This is a genomic window from Rufibacter glacialis (genome assembly GCF_008271745.1).
GTDB classification, from domain to species: domain Bacteria; phylum Bacteroidota; class Bacteroidia; order Cytophagales; family Hymenobacteraceae; genus Nibribacter; species Nibribacter glacialis.
In genome coordinates this window covers 150,761-167,524 of sequence record NZ_VKKZ01000025.1, presented here as the reverse complement: position 1 = coordinate 167,524, position 16,764 = coordinate 150,761, and the positions used below count along the sequence as shown (strand labels likewise).

The 16,764-nt window shown below is 48.2% G+C and carries 14 protein-coding genes; 6 read left to right on the top strand and 8 right to left on the bottom strand.

Features of this window, described 5'->3' with window-relative positions:
• Positions 1-444 precede the first annotated feature (444 nt).
• From FOE74_RS19780 to FOE74_RS19745, 8 genes are all read right to left on the bottom strand, one after another.
• Positions 445-1,518: a M23 family metallopeptidase gene (locus FOE74_RS19780; protein ID WP_149100367.1), complete on the bottom strand. Its 1,074-nt coding sequence runs from the start codon at positions 1,516-1,518 to the stop codon at positions 445-447.
• A 313-nt stretch (positions 1,519-1,831) separates the two neighbouring features.
• Entirely contained in the window at positions 1,832-2,257 is a 426-nt protein-coding gene (locus FOE74_RS19775) for a VOC family protein (RefSeq protein ID WP_149100366.1), read from the bottom strand.
• A gap of 288 nt (positions 2,258-2,545) precedes the next feature.
• Positions 2,546-3,070: a GNAT family N-acetyltransferase gene (locus FOE74_RS19770; RefSeq protein ID WP_225840904.1), complete on the bottom strand. Its 525-nt coding sequence runs from the start codon at positions 3,068-3,070 to the stop codon at positions 2,546-2,548.
• A 129-nt stretch (positions 3,071-3,199) separates the two neighbouring features.
• Positions 3,200-3,742 carry a hypothetical protein gene (locus tag FOE74_RS19765; protein ID WP_149100365.1) on the bottom strand — a complete coding sequence of 181 codons (543 nt, stop codon included), beginning with the start codon at positions 3,740-3,742 and terminating at the stop codon, positions 3,200-3,202.
• Positions 3,743-3,875: 133 nt separating this feature from the next.
• Positions 3,876-4,541 (bottom strand): hypothetical protein, encoded by a 666-nt coding sequence (locus FOE74_RS19760; protein WP_149100364.1) that lies wholly within the window; start codon positions 4,539-4,541, stop codon positions 3,876-3,878.
• 814 nt (positions 4,542-5,355) lie between these two features.
• The gene (locus tag FOE74_RS19755) at positions 5,356-5,721 is read right to left on the bottom strand and encodes a hypothetical protein (protein WP_149100363.1); all 366 of its coding nucleotides are present in this window, start codon (positions 5,719-5,721) and stop codon (positions 5,356-5,358) included.
• 108 nt (positions 5,722-5,829) lie between these two features.
• Positions 5,830-6,168, bottom strand: coding sequence for a DUF3592 domain-containing protein (locus FOE74_RS19750; RefSeq protein ID WP_149100362.1), 339 nt, complete (start codon positions 6,166-6,168; stop codon positions 5,830-5,832).
• A gap of 215 nt (positions 6,169-6,383) precedes the next feature.
• Positions 6,384-7,931, bottom strand: coding sequence for a hypothetical protein (locus tag FOE74_RS19745; RefSeq protein ID WP_149100361.1), 1,548 nt, complete (start codon positions 7,929-7,931; stop codon positions 6,384-6,386).
• Positions 7,932-8,078: 147 nt separating this feature from the next.
• Between FOE74_RS19745 and FOE74_RS19740 the strand changes: the two genes are divergently transcribed.
• From FOE74_RS19740 to ilvB, 6 genes are all read left to right on the top strand, one after another.
• On the top strand, positions 8,079-9,245 hold the full coding sequence (locus FOE74_RS19740) for a 2-isopropylmalate synthase (protein WP_149100360.1): 1,167 nt from the start codon (positions 8,079-8,081) through the stop codon (positions 9,243-9,245).
• 84 nt (positions 9,246-9,329) lie between these two features.
• A complete protein-coding gene (gene leuC / locus FOE74_RS19735) occupies positions 9,330-10,727 on the top strand; it encodes a 3-isopropylmalate dehydratase large subunit (RefSeq protein ID WP_149100359.1) in 1,398 nt (465 codons plus the stop codon).
• A gap of 327 nt (positions 10,728-11,054) precedes the next feature.
• Positions 11,055-11,651 carry a 3-isopropylmalate dehydratase small subunit gene (gene leuD, locus FOE74_RS19730; RefSeq protein ID WP_149100358.1) on the top strand — a complete coding sequence of 199 codons (597 nt, stop codon included), beginning with the start codon at positions 11,055-11,057 and terminating at the stop codon, positions 11,649-11,651.
• A complete protein-coding gene (gene leuB / locus FOE74_RS19725) occupies positions 11,639-12,757 on the top strand; it encodes a 3-isopropylmalate dehydrogenase (RefSeq protein ID WP_149100357.1) in 1,119 nt (372 codons plus the stop codon). Before leuD ends, leuB begins: the two co-directional genes overlap by 13 nt.
• A gap of 584 nt (positions 12,758-13,341) precedes the next feature.
• Complete coding sequence (gene ilvD, locus FOE74_RS19720; RefSeq protein ID WP_149100356.1) at positions 13,342-15,063, top strand: dihydroxy-acid dehydratase; 1,722 nt, start codon at positions 13,342-13,344, stop codon at positions 15,061-15,063.
• Positions 15,026-16,759 carry a biosynthetic-type acetolactate synthase large subunit gene (gene ilvB / locus FOE74_RS19715; RefSeq protein ID WP_149100355.1) on the top strand — a complete coding sequence of 578 codons (1,734 nt, stop codon included), beginning with the start codon at positions 15,026-15,028 and terminating at the stop codon, positions 16,757-16,759. The genes ilvD and ilvB overlap by 38 nt, the downstream gene beginning before the upstream one ends.
• Positions 16,760-16,764 lie beyond the last annotated feature (5 nt).

Here is a 16,764-nt window from a genome sequence, read left to right as displayed (position 1 = left end):
TTTCATTCAGTTAGAGATTCTTTACAATGTACTTGGCAAAACGGCGGCGGAGGCAGTCGCCCGAGATGCTGTTTAGCTGATGTTAGGTCTAGTTTTTCTCTACAAAGACTTCTTGTCCTTTTCTGTTCTTAGCCTGATGTAACCAAAAGAGCCCGAAAACACCCTCCAGACCCAAATCAAATATTTTAAAGTCCATCTGTTTTTGCCCTGGTTTATGAAAAGCAAGCCAATAAGGCTGAAGTCGGGTTATAGCAAGTAGGGTTGTTGTTCCTTGTAGAAAAAACTCTCCTCTGGTTTCGCGGATTTTATTTTGCTGATAATTTCCTCTCCGTGTCCAGAGCAGAGCGACAAGGGATGATTATTTAGTATTGGGCATTCTAGATGTCGTTTTAGTCAAAATGGACGTCTTACGTTCTAAGTACTTTACTCCATATTTCATCAGTTCTATTCAAAGGCAGGTTTAATCCTTTGCCATTGAAGGGGCTGTCCAATTTTGATAAGTACAGAATCAGCCTTGTAATGGTAGAATTTTGCAGGAAGGCTTAAGGTGCCTCGCCCAATATTCGGTTTATCAATTAGGTCGAAATGTAGATGTGGCGAAGTTGTACGGCCACTATTCCCACACTGGGCCACCTCAGCGCCCGCTTTTACTTCATCCCCGACCTTCACTTTAATACTGTTCTGTTTTAAATGGCCGAGTAAGGAGAATTCCCCCTTCTGATGCTCAATAATCAGATAATTCCCCTTCTCAGAAGTAGGGTGAAACTTACCTACCTGGTTGTCTGGGATAGAGTCAATTGCCACCACAACTTTGCCTGCCGCAGGTGCAAAAACAGGGGAGCCGTAACAGGCGAAGTCGGTTAAGGCTAAAGCCTCACCTTTAGCTGCCTGCCATGTTCTTGCACTGTCCGCCGCTGGCATCAGGTCTAAGGCAAATTGTTGCGTGGAGTAGGCGGCATGGTAGTTCTGCTTAACCGTGGGGCCACCCCAAAAGACGATCCATTCCCCTTTGACAGGTAGCTGCAGCTTCGTTCGTACCTTGTAATTTTTCTTTGGGTTTACTGCCACTCGCCCAGCATCAGAAGCAGAAAAGCCAACTATGCGATGATCATTTGGAGTCAAGCTCCATTTTACATAGTAGATCACTCCATCTCCTTTATTGATACCATAGCGCCAAACGCTTACGAGCGTATCATTTTGCACGACGCTGTCGCTGAGCACTTTTTCGAAGCCTGTGATTACCGGAATAACCCGTTGCCGGAGGGTGGAAATGCTTTCAGTATTTGGGAAACGTTTACGCCCTTTCTCACTTACTGAATGCCACAGGCTATCCACCTGCCCTGTAAAAAACCACTCCGTGTAGATGGCTGCCTGGGCAATGGCTTTCCTGTTAGATTTTTCATCTACCACAGCAGCGGAGACTGTATTCTTAATTCTGCTCATACGGTTGTTTGAGCATGCCCACATCACCACCGAGCAAGTCACCAATAACAAAAGGGTATTATGTACTTTAAACATAAAATTATTTTAAGTGAAAAAACCCGATTATTTAAGGTCATTTAGATGGCTCACCAATAAGCTGTGATGGCGATACTGTGCTGGTATTTATTTGACCTTTATGACTCAAGACCTGTTAGTACCTCTCAATTAACTTTTTTTTGTGACGTTTCATCCTAAATGCAATGAAGTGGTCTTTACGGTCGGCTGGGGCGACAGTCCGCAGGACTTGTTGACTGGATGACTGCTTGCAGATTGCTATGGAATGTCGGCCTGGAGTAACCCCAGCTGCCTTTTAGCCATTGTTAGGCGTTCGGTGCTTTTTATATTTTCTCTAGTACTTTGAATCAAAATCCACTATCCATTCGATACCGAATTTGTCTCTAAACATTCCAAAGCATGCACCTTCAGGGTTGTCTCCAATGGGAACTTCTATACTCCCACCTGCAGAAAGTCCATTAAATAATTTTTCAGCTTCTTCACGGCTTTCCGCACTTATAGATATTTTAGACCTGTTTTCATTTTCATTAACTTTTCCCATAAATTCGGGGACATCATTGCCAATTAAAACGTTTTTGCCAATTGGCAAAGCAATGTGCATAACCTTATTTGCCTCATTTTTAGTTACTGGATATTCGGGATTTGAAATATCTTTGAAGCGCAAAATCTTTACGAACTCTCCGCCAAATACTGATTTGTAAAAATTGAATGCTTCTTCAGCATTTCCGTTGAAGTTAATGTGAGGGTTGATTAGTGCCATAAGTATTAAATGGGTCTTTAGGGTCCAAACGTACTGCTAAACAATAAAATAATATAAGGTGTAATCACGGTAAAAAATATGTTATTTGCGTCAAAAGTTACATGAACATTTAAGCCTGAGTATGTTAAAGCTGTCAATTCAAATGCCTTCTAACGGTCTCGTATAAACGACGCACAAGGCCGTCGGCCGAAGACTAACGTTTAGTTGCTGTTAGCTGCTGTTGTTCTTATCTAGGTGTGAGTTCCATGCTTCTGTTCTACCCAATCTTGGTCTCTTCCCACTCCCGTCTCAACATGGCATACTGGAACTCGCTTCCCCATTTTCCTTTGAAAAAATGTTTTCTATGAAATGTCCTTCCTGCCTAAACCCTATGCTTTTCAATAGATTAATCGAAGCAATATTTTCAGCGTCTACAATTTCAACTACCCTGTGTATTTCTTTTTTGTCAAAAAGAAGACTCAAAACACTAAGCATCACTTCTTTCGCATAACCCTTTTTCTGTTCAAGGTGTGAAATAGTAATACCAATTTCTGCAATTCTTGTATCATAGGAATCGAGTTTGATGGCACAATCGCCAATAAGTTGGCTTGTTTCACTATTTTCAATTCCATATTGTACCCATTCTCCAGCTTTTCCAAAATGCTTTGTAGAATTGTCCTTAATAAACTCCTGAGCTTGCTCAATTGTCATCACATCGAAACCTTGGTATTTTGTAATTTTTGGGTTTGAGCGATATAGATGAAAGTCAGAAAGGTCTGCTAAATCGATGTGCCGAATTTTAAGCCGTTCTGTTTGAATATTTAGTTTGTTCATTATCTGGATTTCTGTAGGTGATGATTTGTAGGTTCGTTTTTAAACTGTTGCTAACGTTCTGGGCTAAACGACGGGTGAGGCCGTCGGCCGTAGCATGATTTTTATACAATGTTGTTTGTAGGCTTTTTTTTACGATTGCGATAAATTCCATGATTCGTAAACCTGTCCGTAGAACTGGTACAAACCAAAGTTCAAAATTCCTGTCAATATGAGCTTTATAGTTAAATCTTTATCTCTGCTTTTGGAGTAATTTATTTTCCAAATTATTAGAGTAACCATGAACGTGCTGAGAACAGGAAACCCCAAACCTTGCTTGTCTCTTACTTCCCCATAATAAAAGGTTGAACCATAATATAATTCATACCATTGCAATGTCGCAATTGTAAGAGCTGATGCCAAGTAGGTTATTAGAACGGTAATTTTCTTTCTGTACTTGTCAAAACATAGAAGTATAAAGAATACCAGAAAGCTACAATAGGAAATAAACTTGAGAGTCAAGATTCTTTTTATTCCTGGATTTGAGTAGTATTCAGCAAACGGATTGCCTATCCGTGTATTCGGGCTTCCTGTATCAATGAAGTCGATTATTGAGAAGATGATGGCAAACAGAACCAAAACTGCAAGAGCCGTCTCAAAAATATTCGATTTTACCTTTCTTGCAGATTCTTCCATTTTTAAGCTTGCATACAACGTTCTTGGCTAAACGACGGGCGAGGCCGCCGGCCGATGATGACGTTTAGCTGTTGTTGTATGGTGTTATTCTTATCTCAATGATTAGCCTAGAAAACATTCAGCCTTACTATTATTAACTAAATGTTATAAAAGGTGCATTAGTTCTTGGGATATTTTGTCCGATTAAATTGCTTGTCTCTATTGCTTTCTGAAGCCTTTCTGATATGAAAACTCCACCTATCCGTAATCTTATGCAATCATATTTCGCTTCAGCTTCATCAAGCACAAACTTCTCAGCCTTCCAAAGTGCGTTCTGCTTCCAGAAAGCCCTAAACTCATCTTCGTCATGGATTTTGTGGTAGACCTTGTCTTGACCTGGTATTTGCGTGTAAAACACGGACTCCTCAAAATTTATCTTGCTGTTCTCTGTAAAAGGATACCTAAAGAGGTAGTAACAGACGTCTTGATTTTCCCTTAATGTGATTTCAATTAATGAATGCTCTTTTAAGGAAAACTCCTTGAAAACGTTTACGGCCTTTCCTGATAAAACAAAGGGAACTCCTTTAAGGTACTGTGAATACCCCATGAAGTCAGTAAGTTTAGCCTTCTTTAGAACTTTATATATCAGTGGCTGTGGATAGTTGAGGTCAATTGTACTGTCTTCTGGAAATCCTAGTTTAAATCTTTCAAGTTCTTTGTAGTCAGAAAAACAGGACTTGTCAAGTTCGATTTGATAAATCCCATTGTTAACACCAATTACTTTGGGTTCTGAACTTACTCGAAGGATATTATGATTCATTAGGGGGTTTAATTTTAAGAATATAATCTTAATTGGTTAATAATACCATACAACGGTTAGTATAAAAAACGTGCTAGGCCGTCGGCCGTGGCATGATGTTTATACCATGTTACCCGCTGTTGTTTCTTTGCTTCTGCTTCTATAGCCGTTTTATCTAAATCTTGTTTTTGCTACGTTTTCAGGTAAACATGCCGGAAACGCAATTCTATTTTCCGTATTTCCAGTTTTTTGCTGCTCCAGCCGATTATTATTTCAGCTGTGACTTTAGATTTTTATTTTTCAATTGCGGAAAACAGCTAGATAATATTACGGCTTTAAGGCAATAATTGGTTTAGATTTCCCGATATGCCAGTTGAAAATCTCACTATAAATCATAGTTAAAATTAAAATAAAAAGTACTAATAAATCCATGAAAAAAAACGTATACTATAATCAAAATTAGTAGTAATTGTAAAAAAAATAAATTTATAAACCTATTTAAATACAGCATACAAAGTGCTAATCCAATATGGATAATCCTTGCAAAGTTTGGGTTTTCAAAAATAAAGTTATGGAATATAGTTGGCTGATTGCTTGATTTTAATAACCAATAATAAAATAAATAGAAAAAGAAGTGTATAATTATCCCGATTAATAACTTTTGAGAGTTCATTATATATTCCACGACCTTACTAATTATATTTTTTTTATCTAACAGAAATATTCTTTACAAACGTTAATATTTTAATTTTTCTCAATTGCGGGTAACGGACTCGTGTAAAAGATGTGCAAGGCCGTCGGCCGTAGCATGACTTTTACACAATGTTGGGGTTAGTTATTTTTTTATTATTCTAGTCATTCTTGCTTTTAAAGCACTGTGTGTCAATCCCGATTTAAAAGTCAATTCAAAGAAGTCGTTAATTAAAGAATCTAATCTGTTCCTTTTCTCTTCTTCTTCAATCCAAACGTCCACTACAGAACCAGCACCGCCAAGTAGTCCTGCAGAAATTACTTTTTGCTTAAATAAATCGGGGTTCTCTTTTTGAACCGCGAACAATATTTCTTTTATCCAGTTCGCCTGAGATGTATATGCTGAATCACGAAGGATTACATAAATTTCTGTCAACAGGTCGTTGAACTTCTCTTTATTTTCTTCTGTGAATTCTGTTTTATAAGTTCTTTTATTAAATAGTCCGAACATTTATATTTTTAATTAACCCCAACGGACTCGTGTAAAAGATGTGCAAGGCCGTCGGCCGAAGGGTGACGTTTACACGTGGTTAGGGGCAGTTATTTTTCTAATGATTTATTAATACTCTTCTTCTAATTCAGATATTATTAATTCTGGGTTTTCTGTCGAATATCTAAACCTTATCGAGTCTCCTTCTCCTAGTCCACTGGGATTTTTGTCCCAGCCTCCAGAAAATTTAAACTGTTTATTTTTAACGAAGTATTTAATTTCAACACTACGTCCCTTGTATGAGTGTAAATCGGTGATTATTCCTTTTCCATAACCGTAATCTTTGTTGACTGTATCGATTCTTGCTTGAATATCTCTATCCCATTTTTGGCCAAACCAATATAAAGCTCCGAAAATCGCCAATGCAAGTCCAAGGTTAAACAAAACTAGTTGAAGCTTTTTATTCATTTAATTATTATTAATTGCCCCTAACTAATGGATAAACGTGAACTTACGCTTATCTGCACTATGGGCGGAGGTAAACCTACGGTTTATTGTCGTTTTTGACAGATAACCGTAACTGGACTACCGAATATACTATATAGTTCTTACCTAATTAAAATAAAAAGCGCATGAAACAGGATTCAAGCGCTTTTATACAAAAACAACCTTAAAACGGCTTGTTACTTCAGCCTTCCTACTTTTCGTTGCATAATCTCCTGTACGGGCACATTCTCAATCTTGCTCTCCAGCCAGGAGATGATGTCCAGGTACAGGAAGGGGCGCCGCTCATACGGGTTTTGGGAGATGGAGATCAGCTTTTCTTTGAGGGTGGTGAACGCGTCTTTCAATTGGTAGGGGGTAATGTTGCCAACGGTGCGCAGGAACTTGAAGATCTCCACCTGCATTTGCTGCTGGTTGTCCATTTTGCCCAGGAAATGGTACACCGTCCTGATCTGGTAATCCAGGGTATCATCGTCGTAGCCGGCTTCATAGTGGGCAATCAGGTTCAGGATGCGGGCAAAACATTGCAGGTCTTCGCGCAGGCTGGTATTGCGATGGTGGATCACCTTGTTCAGATACTCAATGGCCTTCTTGAAATCACCACTGCCAAAGTACAGGCTGGCGATCTTGTAATAGAACACCAGCATGCGGTGCGGGTCTAACTGCGCCTGAAATCCCTCCAGGTTTTTCAGGATGCCGGGGATAACCTGGAGGCCCTCGGTGAACTTGCCCTCCAGAAAATAGGAGTTGATCTTGTTCGTGTAGATATACAGGAACAGGAGCGTGTCAATGTTAGGGTTTGACCGCCGCGAGGGATCAGCGGCAAAGGCTTCCAGTTGCTGGAGTACCTGCGTGAACTTGGAATGGTAGAAGAGGTTGTAGAGCGCGTTGAGCAGGTTGTGCATGCCCTTGATGTAAAGCACCGGCCGCCGCTCCTTCATGTGGGGGTATTCGTCAAAAAGATCCACCCACTTTTGGGCATAGCGGTAACAGGCCTTGAAATCCTGGATCATGAGGTAATACCACACGTGCGCTTGGTAATAATAAAGCTTCTCATAAAAGCTGGCGTGCCGGATGTCCAGAGGCGGCAGGTTCTCCTGAAAGAAACCAGTGATAGAGTCATAGTCTTCCTGGTTGCGGGCCAGACCCACCTTCAGGTACAGACCGTACAGCCGCAATGCCACATTAGAAAGCTGGTGCATTTGCGAGAGGTGCGCTGAAAGAGCCGTCGCCTCCTGGCTCAGGTCTTCGGCCCGGCCACTTAAACTGCGCGTGATGTACTGTGACTCAATCAGCTTCTCGAAATCCAGGGCAGTAAGGGCAATATGGGGCAGCTCGTACTCCTGTGCCGTCACCTTCACTTTGTCCAGCATCTTGAGGCTCTGCTGGTAAAAGCCTTTGTTATAGAGCACGCGGGCGTAATCCAATTGCTCATGGAGCTGGATGTCCAGGTTCTGGGGCGTGTGGTAGGCCCTCAGGCTGGAGAGCAGGTGCTTGTACAGGTTGTTCTTCAAGTTGGCCAGCTGGGCCTTCTTCAGGCTAGGCACCTGCTTCAGGATCTTCTCCTCGTTCAAGGTCTCCTGCTGGTCCAGGGCGTCAAACAACTGCAGGAATTTCAAGTCTTCGCTGGAGCCGCTCCGGTTGGTGAACAGCCTGAAATGGCGTTTCTCAGAGGGGGTCAGCGATTTTATTAACTGAAATATAGGATCAATATTTTGGTTAGGCATTGTAAAAGAAAAACAGGTAAAATATTGATTTTCAGCAGGTTGAAAGAAAAAAGTAGACCGTTGGAAATAGTAGACACCGCAAAAAAAGTTTTTTGGTTGCGTACTAATACGTCCTTCTTTGTATCTAAGAAAGAAGCCAAAATAACGATGTCAGCTCAGAAGATACAAATATTTGATACAACGTTGCGCGATGGCGAGCAGGTGCCCGGTTGCAAGTTAAACATGGACGAGAAACTGGTAATCGCGCGGCAACTGGAACTTCTGGGCGTGAACGTGATTGAGGCGGGCTTTGCGGTATCAAGTCCCGGCGACTTTGAGGCCATCCGGGCCATTGCGGCCCAAACCAAAGAAGCCACCGTGTGCGGCCTTTCGCGCGCCGTGGAAAACGACATCAAAGTAGCGGCCGAGGCCTTGAAACCCGCCCGTTATCCCAGAATCCATACCGGCATCGGTACTTCAGAATCCCATATCAAGTTCAAGCTGCGCACCACCCAGGCAGATGTGCTGGAACGCGCCGTTTGGGCCGTGAAATACGCCAAAAGCTTTGTGGAAGACGTGGAATTCTACGCCGAAGACGCGGGCCGCACCGACAATGAGTTTCTGGCCCGGGTGTGCGAAGCCGCCATCAAAGCCGGAGCCACGGTGCTCAACATTCCAGATACTACGGGCTATTGCCTGCCCCAGGAATACGGCGCGAAAATCAAATATCTCTATGAAAACGTGCGCGGCGTCCAGAACGTGACCCTTTCTACCCATTGCCACAATGATTTGGGTCTGGCTACGGCCAATTCCATTTCCGGGGTGGTGAACGGAGCCCGTCAGATTGAGTGTACCATCAACGGGGTAGGAGAGCGCGCCGGCAATACAGCCCTGGAGGAAGTCGTCATGATCTTGCGCCAGCACCCGTACCTGAACCTGGATACCAGCGTGAATACCCGTCTGTTAACCGAGACGTCGCACCTGGTGTCGCACATGATGCGCATGCACGTGCAGCCTAACAAGGCCATTGTGGGCGCCAATGCCTTCGCGCACTCCAGCGGCATTCACCAGGACGGGGTGATCAAGCACCGCGAAACCTATGAGATCATTGATCCCAAAGAAGTGGGCGCCGAGGATTCTTCCATCGTTTTAACGGCCCGTTCTGGCCGTGCCGCTTTGGCTTATAGGTTGCAGAAGATCGGCTACGCGTTTGATAAATTCACCTTAGACAAAGCCTACGCCGCTTTTTTAGAAGTGGCCGACAAAAAGAAAGAAGTAGTAGACGCCGACCTCCATTTATTGGTAGAACAAGACAACCTGGTTTCGGCAAACTGATAATTAACCCTTCTCTGTCTTTTTGAAAGGTGAGGGCTTGTAAGATAGTCCAAGACCATCAGAATTGACCAAAGAGAACATGCTATGGCAAAGACATTAGTAGATAAGATATGGGATGCCCACGTAGTGAAGCCCATTCCGGGGGCGGGATTAGATGTGTTTTACATTGACAGACACTTAATACATGAAGTTACCAGCCCGCAGGCCTTTGACGAGATTGAAGCGCGTGGTTTGCCGTTGTTCCGCAAAGAGCAGATGGTGGCTACCGCTGACCATAATGTACCCACTAAAAACCAACATCTCCCTATTCAGGAACCGCTTTCCCGTTTCCAGGTAGATAAACTCACAGAGAACTGCGCCAAACACAACATAGAGCTCTACGGCCTGGGCCATCAGCGCCAGGGCATCGTGCACGTGATAGGGCCGGAACTGGGCATCACCCAACCCGGCATGACCATCGTGTGCGGCGACAGCCACACCTCTACGCACGGCGCTTTCGGGGCCATCGCCTTCGGGATTGGCACGAGCCAGGTGGCGCAGGTCATGGCTTCGCAGTGTCTCTTGTTGAGCAAGCCAAAGAGCATGCGCATCACGGTAGAAGGAGAGGTGAGACCCGGCGTAACGGCCAAAGACCTCATCCTGTACGTGATTTCTAAACTGGGTACCGGCGGGGCCACGGGCTACTTTGTGGAGTACGCCGGCAGCGCGTTCCGGGCTTTGAGCATGGAAGGCCGCATGACCGTGTGCAACATGAGCATTGAGATGGGCGCCCGCGGCGGCACCATGGCCCCAGACCAAACCACCTTTGACTACCTGAAAGGCCGTCCGTTCGCGCCGCAAGGCGAGCGGTGGGAGCAGGCCTTGGCCTACTGGTCTACCCTGTATACCGACGAGACCGCCACGTTTGACAAAGAATACACCTTTGACGCGCAGGACATCGCGCCCATGATCACCTTTGGTACGAACCCCGGCATGGGCATGGCCCTTGATGCGCTGATTCCTACCCAGGTTCCGGCGAGTGAGCAGGCGAGCTACAGCAAGTCTTTGCAGTACATGGGGTTCGTCCCCGGCGAATCTTTGCTGGGCAAGAAGATTGATTACGTGTTCATCGGGTCTTGCACCAACTCCCGCATTGAAGACCTTCGCCAGGTTGCCAACTACGTGAAAGGCAAGCAGAAGGCACCGCATGTAGAGGCCATCATTGTTCCCGGTTCTAAACTGGTAGAAAAACAGGCCATGGAAGAGGGGCTTGACAAAGTATTGGCCGCCGCCGGTTTTGAACTGAGAGAGCCCGGTTGCAGCGCCTGTCTGGCCATGAACGAAGACAAGATCCCGGCCGGAGCCTACTGCGTCTCTACCTCTAACCGCAATTTTGAAGGCCGTCAGGGTCCTGGTTCCCGCACCTTGCTGGCCAGTCCGCTGGTAGCCGCCATCACAGCCGTGGAGGGTAAGATTGTGGACATTACCCAATACCTGAACTAGAAAAAGGAGCGCATTCCGTCCCCCTTTGAAGGGGGTAGGGGGATGAAAAGGACGTGAAAAGTAGCCAAGACAACAGCTACGAACCTTATAAAAGATGAATCCTAATGCTGTTCGGGATTTACCAATCCCGAACCACTCTGTCAGGGATTTTTAAATCCCCAAGACATGAGATGCACAAAAACGGGGATTGATAAATCCCCAACAGGTGACATCCGGTTTTATAAATCCGGATGAGCAAAAAAAAAAGAGTACAAAGATGATTCTCGGGAATGCTTAATCAGCACGAGTAATCATCCCCCCTTCCAAGGAGGACTAAAAAGAGAGAGAATGGAAAAGTTTGAGATACTTCAATCCACCGCGGTTCCGCTCCCGATTGAGAACATAGATACCGACCAGATCATCCCGGCCCGTTTTTTAAAGGCTACCTCTCGCGAGGGTTTCGGGGAGAACCTGTTCCGGGATTGGCGTTTTGACAACACAGGTCAGCCCAAGGCAGATTTCGTGCTGAACAATAGCCGGTACAGCGGGCAGATATTGGTGGCTGGAAAGAACTTCGGGTGCGGGTCTAGCCGCGAGCACGCCGCCTGGGCTATTCATGATGCGGGCTTTAAAGTAGTGATCTCCAGCTTTTTCGCTGATATCTTCAAAGGCAATGCCCTGAACAACGGCCTGTTGCCTTTACAGGTGAGTGATGACGTGCTGGCCCGGTTGTTTGCCCAGATAGAGGAAGACCCGCAGACCACCTTGGTAGTGGATCTGGTAAACCAGGAATTACAGGTGCCCGTGTGGGAAGCCCGCATTCCGTTTGCCATTGATGCTTACAAAAAGGAATGCATGATCAATGGCTATGATGACATTGATTTTTTAACGAATCAGAAAGACGCGATAGAGCAATACGAAAAGAGCAGACCATGGGCGTATTAACGAAAAGAATAGCTGTATTACCCGGCGACGGAATTGGACCAGAAGTGGTGGCCGAAGCCTTGAAAGTACTGGAAGCCGTGTCGGAGCGCTTTGGGCACCAATTTGAACTGGATGTGCAACTCATGGGTGCCTGCGCCATTGACGCCACCGGCGATCCTTTGCCAGAATCTACCCTGCAAGCCTGCTTTGAAGCAGATGCCATTCTCTTAGGCGCCATCGGGGATCCTAAATATGATAACAACCCTGCCGCCCAGGTACGCCCTGAGCAAGGGCTGCTGCGCCTGCGCAAATCGCTGGGGTTGTTCGCCAACATCCGGCCTGTAACCGCCTATGATGTGTTGCTGAGCCATTCCCCGCTCAAAGCTGACCGCATTGCCGGCGCCGACATGCTCATTTACCGGGAACTGACGGGCGGTATCTACTTCGGGGAGAAAGGCCGCACCGCAGACGGAGCCTTTGACAACTGCTTCTACTCCCGCGAGGAGATCACGCGGGTGGCGCATGTGGCGTTTCAGGCAGCTACCACCCGCCGGAACAAACTAACCCTGGTAGATAAGGCCAACGTGCTGGAAACCTCCCGCCTGTGGCGCGAAGTGGTGCAGGAGATTGCGCTGGAATACCCCAGTGTGGCCGTGGATTTCCTGTTCGTGGACAACGCCGCCATGCAGATGATCCTGAACCCCAAGCAATTTGACGTGATCCTCACGGAGAACATGTTCGGGGATATTATCTCAGATGAAGCCTCTGTGATTGCCGGTTCACTGGGCTTGCTGCCTTCGGCCTCCATTGGCGAGACCGCTGCGTTATTTGAGCCCATCCATGGTTCTTTCCCGCAGGGCAAAGGCCTGGGCATCGCCAACCCAATTGCCACCATCCTGTCGGTGGCCATGATGCTGGAGCATTTTGGCATGCAGGAAGAGGCGAATCTGGTGAAAGAAGCTGTGCAGTACGCTTTAGACAAAAAAGTGCTTACCCCGGAGCTGAACCAGAAGAACCCCTTCAGAACCGAGCAGGTAGGCGGCTTCATCGCTGACTACGTGCAGGAGGGCGGGGAATGCTTCCGGCACCTGAAGAACCTGGAAATTGGTCTGAGCACCATTATCTAGGAGGGGCTTTTTGGGCCTGTTTTCAGCAAAGCAGCCTTCAAACAGAGAATGCCTGAAAGCACGGAACGAAGACCTGTGAGGTTTTGAAAACCTCACAGGTCTGGAAACCAACTAGCGCGAGTCTGCAGACTTGCACCAGAGTATAAAAACGTTTTTGGCCGGCTTTTTTACAAAGGGGCTGAAAACAGGAAAAGGCCTTAAACAGATGGACCTTCCTTCACCAGGTTTACCGCCTGTTTTGCGAAAAGACGCAGAAAACGGCATAGGAGGGAAGAGGCCGAAAAAGCCAGGCCAAGACAGAGAATCGGCCTTTTTCAGGGCCTGAAATTAGATAGATGAAAGCAGAGCATGATAAAAAATAACAGGCAAAGGCGGTGGAGTTTTTGCAGGAGTTGTGATGAACACATACCTTTAGGGCTCATTCCAACGCTATGTACCACCTATTAGTCATTATTAGCATTATCATCTCTCCTCTACCACCGGGTAGTTAGGATCGGTTCCCTATATCCTTATAGAGCCTTTCTTACCACCCGGTAAGAAAGGCTCTTTTTTTTGTAATCACCAGAAAAACAAACCAGTACACCATGGCTTTAAATAAATTTAGCAGCATCTATACCAAAGACGACAGCCTGCCGGCTTCCCAGGCCATGCTGATCGGATCAGGTATCCCAGAGGCTGATCTCCGGAAACCGTTCGTGGGCATTGTCTCCACCGGTTTTGAAGGCAACACCTGTAACATGCACCTCAATGACCTCGCTGATGTGGTGAAGGAAGGCGTGCAGGCGCAGGATTTGGTAGGCTTGCGGTTCAACACCATTGGCGTGAGTGACGGCATCACCAACGGCAACGCGGGCATGCGCTATTCGCTTGTGTCACGGGAGATCATCGCTGATTCTATTGAAGCTATGGCCGGCGCCCACTACTATGATGCTTTGGCCTGCGTGGTGGGCTGCGACAAAAACATGCCGGGTGCCTTGATCGCCATGGCGCGCCTGAACCGACCAGGCATGATGGTGTACGGCGGTACCATCAAAGGCGGCAACTTCAAAGGCCAGAAGCTCAATATCGTGTCCTGCTTTGAGGCCTACGGCCAGAAGCTGAACGGCAACATCTCAGACGAGGATTACCGCGGCATCATCCGGAACGCCTGTCCGGGGCCGGGGGCCTGCGGGGGCATGTACACTGCCAATACCATGGCCTCGGCGGCCGAGGCGCTGGGCATGTCGCTGCCGTATTCCTCTTCTTTGGTGGCGGTTAGTGAGGAGAAAAGAGCAGAATGCCTGCACACCGGCGAATACCTCCGCAACCTGCTGGAGAAAGACATCAAGCCCCGTGACATCTTAACCCGCGAAGCTTTTGAGAACGCCATGGTGCTCATCACGGTGCTGGGCGGTTCTACCAACGCGGTCATTCACCTGATCGCCATTGCCCACGCGGCCGGCGTGTCCCTGACCCTGGAAGATTTCCAGGCGGTGAGCGACAGAGTAGCCTTCCGGGCAGATCTGAAACCCAGCGGCAAGTACCTCATGGAAGACCTTTCCGCCGTGGGCGGAATACCGGCCGTGATGAAAACCCTCCTGAACGAAGGCCTCCTGAACGGTGACCTGCTCACCGTGACGGGAAATACCATCGCTCAGAACCTCGAGAACGTGCAACCCCTGGGTGAGGAACAAGACCTGCTGCGCCCGCTTTCCAACCCCATGAAACCCGACGGCCACATTCAGGTGCTGTACGGCAACCTGGCCACCAAAGGCGCCGTGGCCAAGATCACCGGCAAGGAAGGCACCCGGTTTGAAGGTCCGGCGGTGGTGTTCAACTCTGAAGAAGAACTGAACGAAGGCATCACGCTGGGTAAAATCCAGCCCGGTCACGTGGTCGTGATCCGGTACGTGGGCCCCAAAGGCGGCCCGGGCATGCCTGAGATGCTGAAACCGACTTCGGCCATCATTGGCGCGGGCTTAGGCGATAAAGTGGCCCTCATTACCGATGGCCGCTTCTCGGGCGGAACCCACGGCTTTGTGATCGGGCACGTGTGCCCTGAGGCATATGAGGGCGGCACCATAGCGCTGGTGGAAGACGGAGACTGGATTGTACTGGACGCCGCCAACAACACCATGAACGTGCAGGTATCTGAAGCCGAGTTAACCGTACGGCGCGAGAACTGGAAGAGACCAAAACCCAATGCTTCACAGGGAGTGTTGCTGAAATATTTAAGAACCGTGAGTGATGCCAGCCACGGTTGTATCACAGATTTACAAGAGGAAGCCTATGTTAACGCAAGAGAAACAAGCCCCCACCTTGCCTGAGACGGACACCGTGATCAGCGGAAGCCAAGCCTTACTGCATGCCCTCCAGGTAGAGGGTGTAGATACCATTTTCGGGTATCCGGGCGGGGCCATCATGCCCATCTATGATGCCCTTTATGACTTTGAGGGAGACCTGAAGCACGTGCTGGTGCGCCATGAGCAGGGCGGGATCCATGCCGGCCAAGGCTACGCGAGAGCCTCGGGCAAAGTGGGCGTGGTGTTCGCTACCAGCGGCCCCGGGGCCACCAACCTGGTAACCGGCCTCGCCGATGCCCAGATTGACTCCACGCCACTGGTGTGTATCACCGGTCAGGTGTTCGCGCACCTGTTGGGCACTGATGCGTTTCAGGAAGCCGATGTGATTGGCATCACCACCCCGGTCACCAAATGGAACTACCAGATCACAGACGCCACGGAGATTCCGGAGGTGCTGGCCAAGGCGTTCCATATTGCCCGCACGGGTAGACCCGGCCCGGTGTTGATTGACATCACTAAGAACGCGCAGCTACAGAAATTCAACTTCCAGGGCTATACCCCTTGTGACCACATCCGCAGTTACCGGCCTAAGCCCATTGTGCGCCAGGAATACATTAAGCAGGCCGCAGACCTCATCAACAGTGCCCAAAAGCCGTTTGTGCTGTGGGGCCAGGGCGTGATGCTCGGCTCTGCGGAACAGGAATTCAAGGCGTTTCTGGAAAAATCAGGTATTCCGGCGGCCTGGACCATCATGGGCGCGGGCGCCTTGCCTACCGACCATCCGCAGAATGTGGGCATGCTGGGCATGCACGGGAACTACGGCCCCAACGTGATGACGAATGAGTGTGATGTTCTGATTGCCATAGGCATGCGCTTTGACGACCGCGTGACCGGCCGCCTGGACAAATACGCCAAGCAAGCCAAAGTCATCCACCTGGACATTGATCCCGCCGAGATTGACAAGAACGTGAAAACCACCGTGCCGGTGTGGGGAGACTGCAAAGAGACCCTGCCGCTGCTCACGCAACTGGTAGAACAAAAGCAGCATTCAGAATGGCTGGCCAAGTTCCGCGAGTTTGAGCAGAAGGAAATAGACGCCGTCATCAGAGAAGAACTGTTCCCTACCTCCGCTGAGATGACCATGGGCGAGGTGATTCAGCAACTGAACGAACTCACCCAGGGCGAGGCCATCATTGTGACCGACGTGGGGCAGCACCAGATGGTGGCCTGCCGCTACGCCAAACTGAACCAGACCCGCAGCAACATCACCAGCGGTGGTTTGGGCACCATGGGCTTCGCCTTGCCGGCTGCCATTGGCGCCAAGTTCGGGGCACCCCACAGAACCGTAGTGGCCGTGATTGGCGACGGTGGCGTGCAGATGACCATCCAGGAATTGGGTACCATCATGCAGAGCGGCATTGACGTGAAAATCCTGATCCTGAACAACCAGTTCCTGGGCATGGTACGCCAGTGGCAGGAACTGTTCCATGAGCGCCGGTACTCCTTCGTGGACATCACCAGCCCAGATTACGTGATGGTGGCCCAGGGCTACGGCATCTCGGGCCGCAAGATAGACCAACGCGAAGACCTGACCAATGCCTTGCAGCAGATGCTGGCGCACCCCGGCTCTTTCCTGCTGGAAGTAATGGTGACCAAAGAGAACAACGTGTTCCCCATGGTGCCGCAGGGGTGCAGCGTGAGCGAAATCAGATTGAAATAACGGTG

Bases quoted from the DNA above. Each gene is read 5' to 3' on its own strand.
- FOE74_RS19780 (WP_149100367.1), bottom strand. From the start codon at position 1,518: ATGTTTAAAGTACATAATACCCTTTTGTTATTGGTGACTTGCTCGGTG.
- FOE74_RS19775 (WP_149100366.1), bottom strand. From the start codon at position 2,257: ATGGCACTAATCAACCCTCACATTAACTTCAACGGAAATGCTGAAGAA.
- FOE74_RS19770 (WP_225840904.1), bottom strand. From the start codon at position 3,070: ATGAACAAACTAAATATTCAAACAGAACGGCTTAAAATTCGGCACATC.
- FOE74_RS19765 (WP_149100365.1), bottom strand. From the start codon at position 3,742: ATGGAAGAATCTGCAAGAAAGGTAAAATCGAATATTTTTGAGACGGCT.
- FOE74_RS19760 (WP_149100364.1), bottom strand. From the start codon at position 4,541: ATGAATCATAATATCCTTCGAGTAAGTTCAGAACCCAAAGTAATTGGT.
- FOE74_RS19755 (WP_149100363.1), bottom strand. From the start codon at position 5,721: ATGTTCGGACTATTTAATAAAAGAACTTATAAAACAGAATTCACAGAA.
- FOE74_RS19750 (WP_149100362.1), bottom strand. From the start codon at position 6,168: ATGAATAAAAAGCTTCAACTAGTTTTGTTTAACCTTGGACTTGCATTG.
- FOE74_RS19745 (WP_149100361.1), bottom strand. From the start codon at position 7,931: ATGCCTAACCAAAATATTGATCCTATATTTCAGTTAATAAAATCGCTG.
- FOE74_RS19740 (WP_149100360.1), top strand. From the start codon at position 8,079: ATGTCAGCTCAGAAGATACAAATATTTGATACAACGTTGCGCGATGGC.
- leuC (WP_149100359.1), top strand. From the start codon at position 9,330: ATGGCAAAGACATTAGTAGATAAGATATGGGATGCCCACGTAGTGAAG.
- leuD (WP_149100358.1), top strand. From the start codon at position 11,055: ATGGAAAAGTTTGAGATACTTCAATCCACCGCGGTTCCGCTCCCGATT.
- leuB (WP_149100357.1), top strand. From the start codon at position 11,639: ATGGGCGTATTAACGAAAAGAATAGCTGTATTACCCGGCGACGGAATT.
- ilvD (WP_149100356.1), top strand. From the start codon at position 13,342: ATGGCTTTAAATAAATTTAGCAGCATCTATACCAAAGACGACAGCCTG.
- ilvB (WP_149100355.1), top strand. From the start codon at position 15,026: ATGTTAACGCAAGAGAAACAAGCCCCCACCTTGCCTGAGACGGACACC.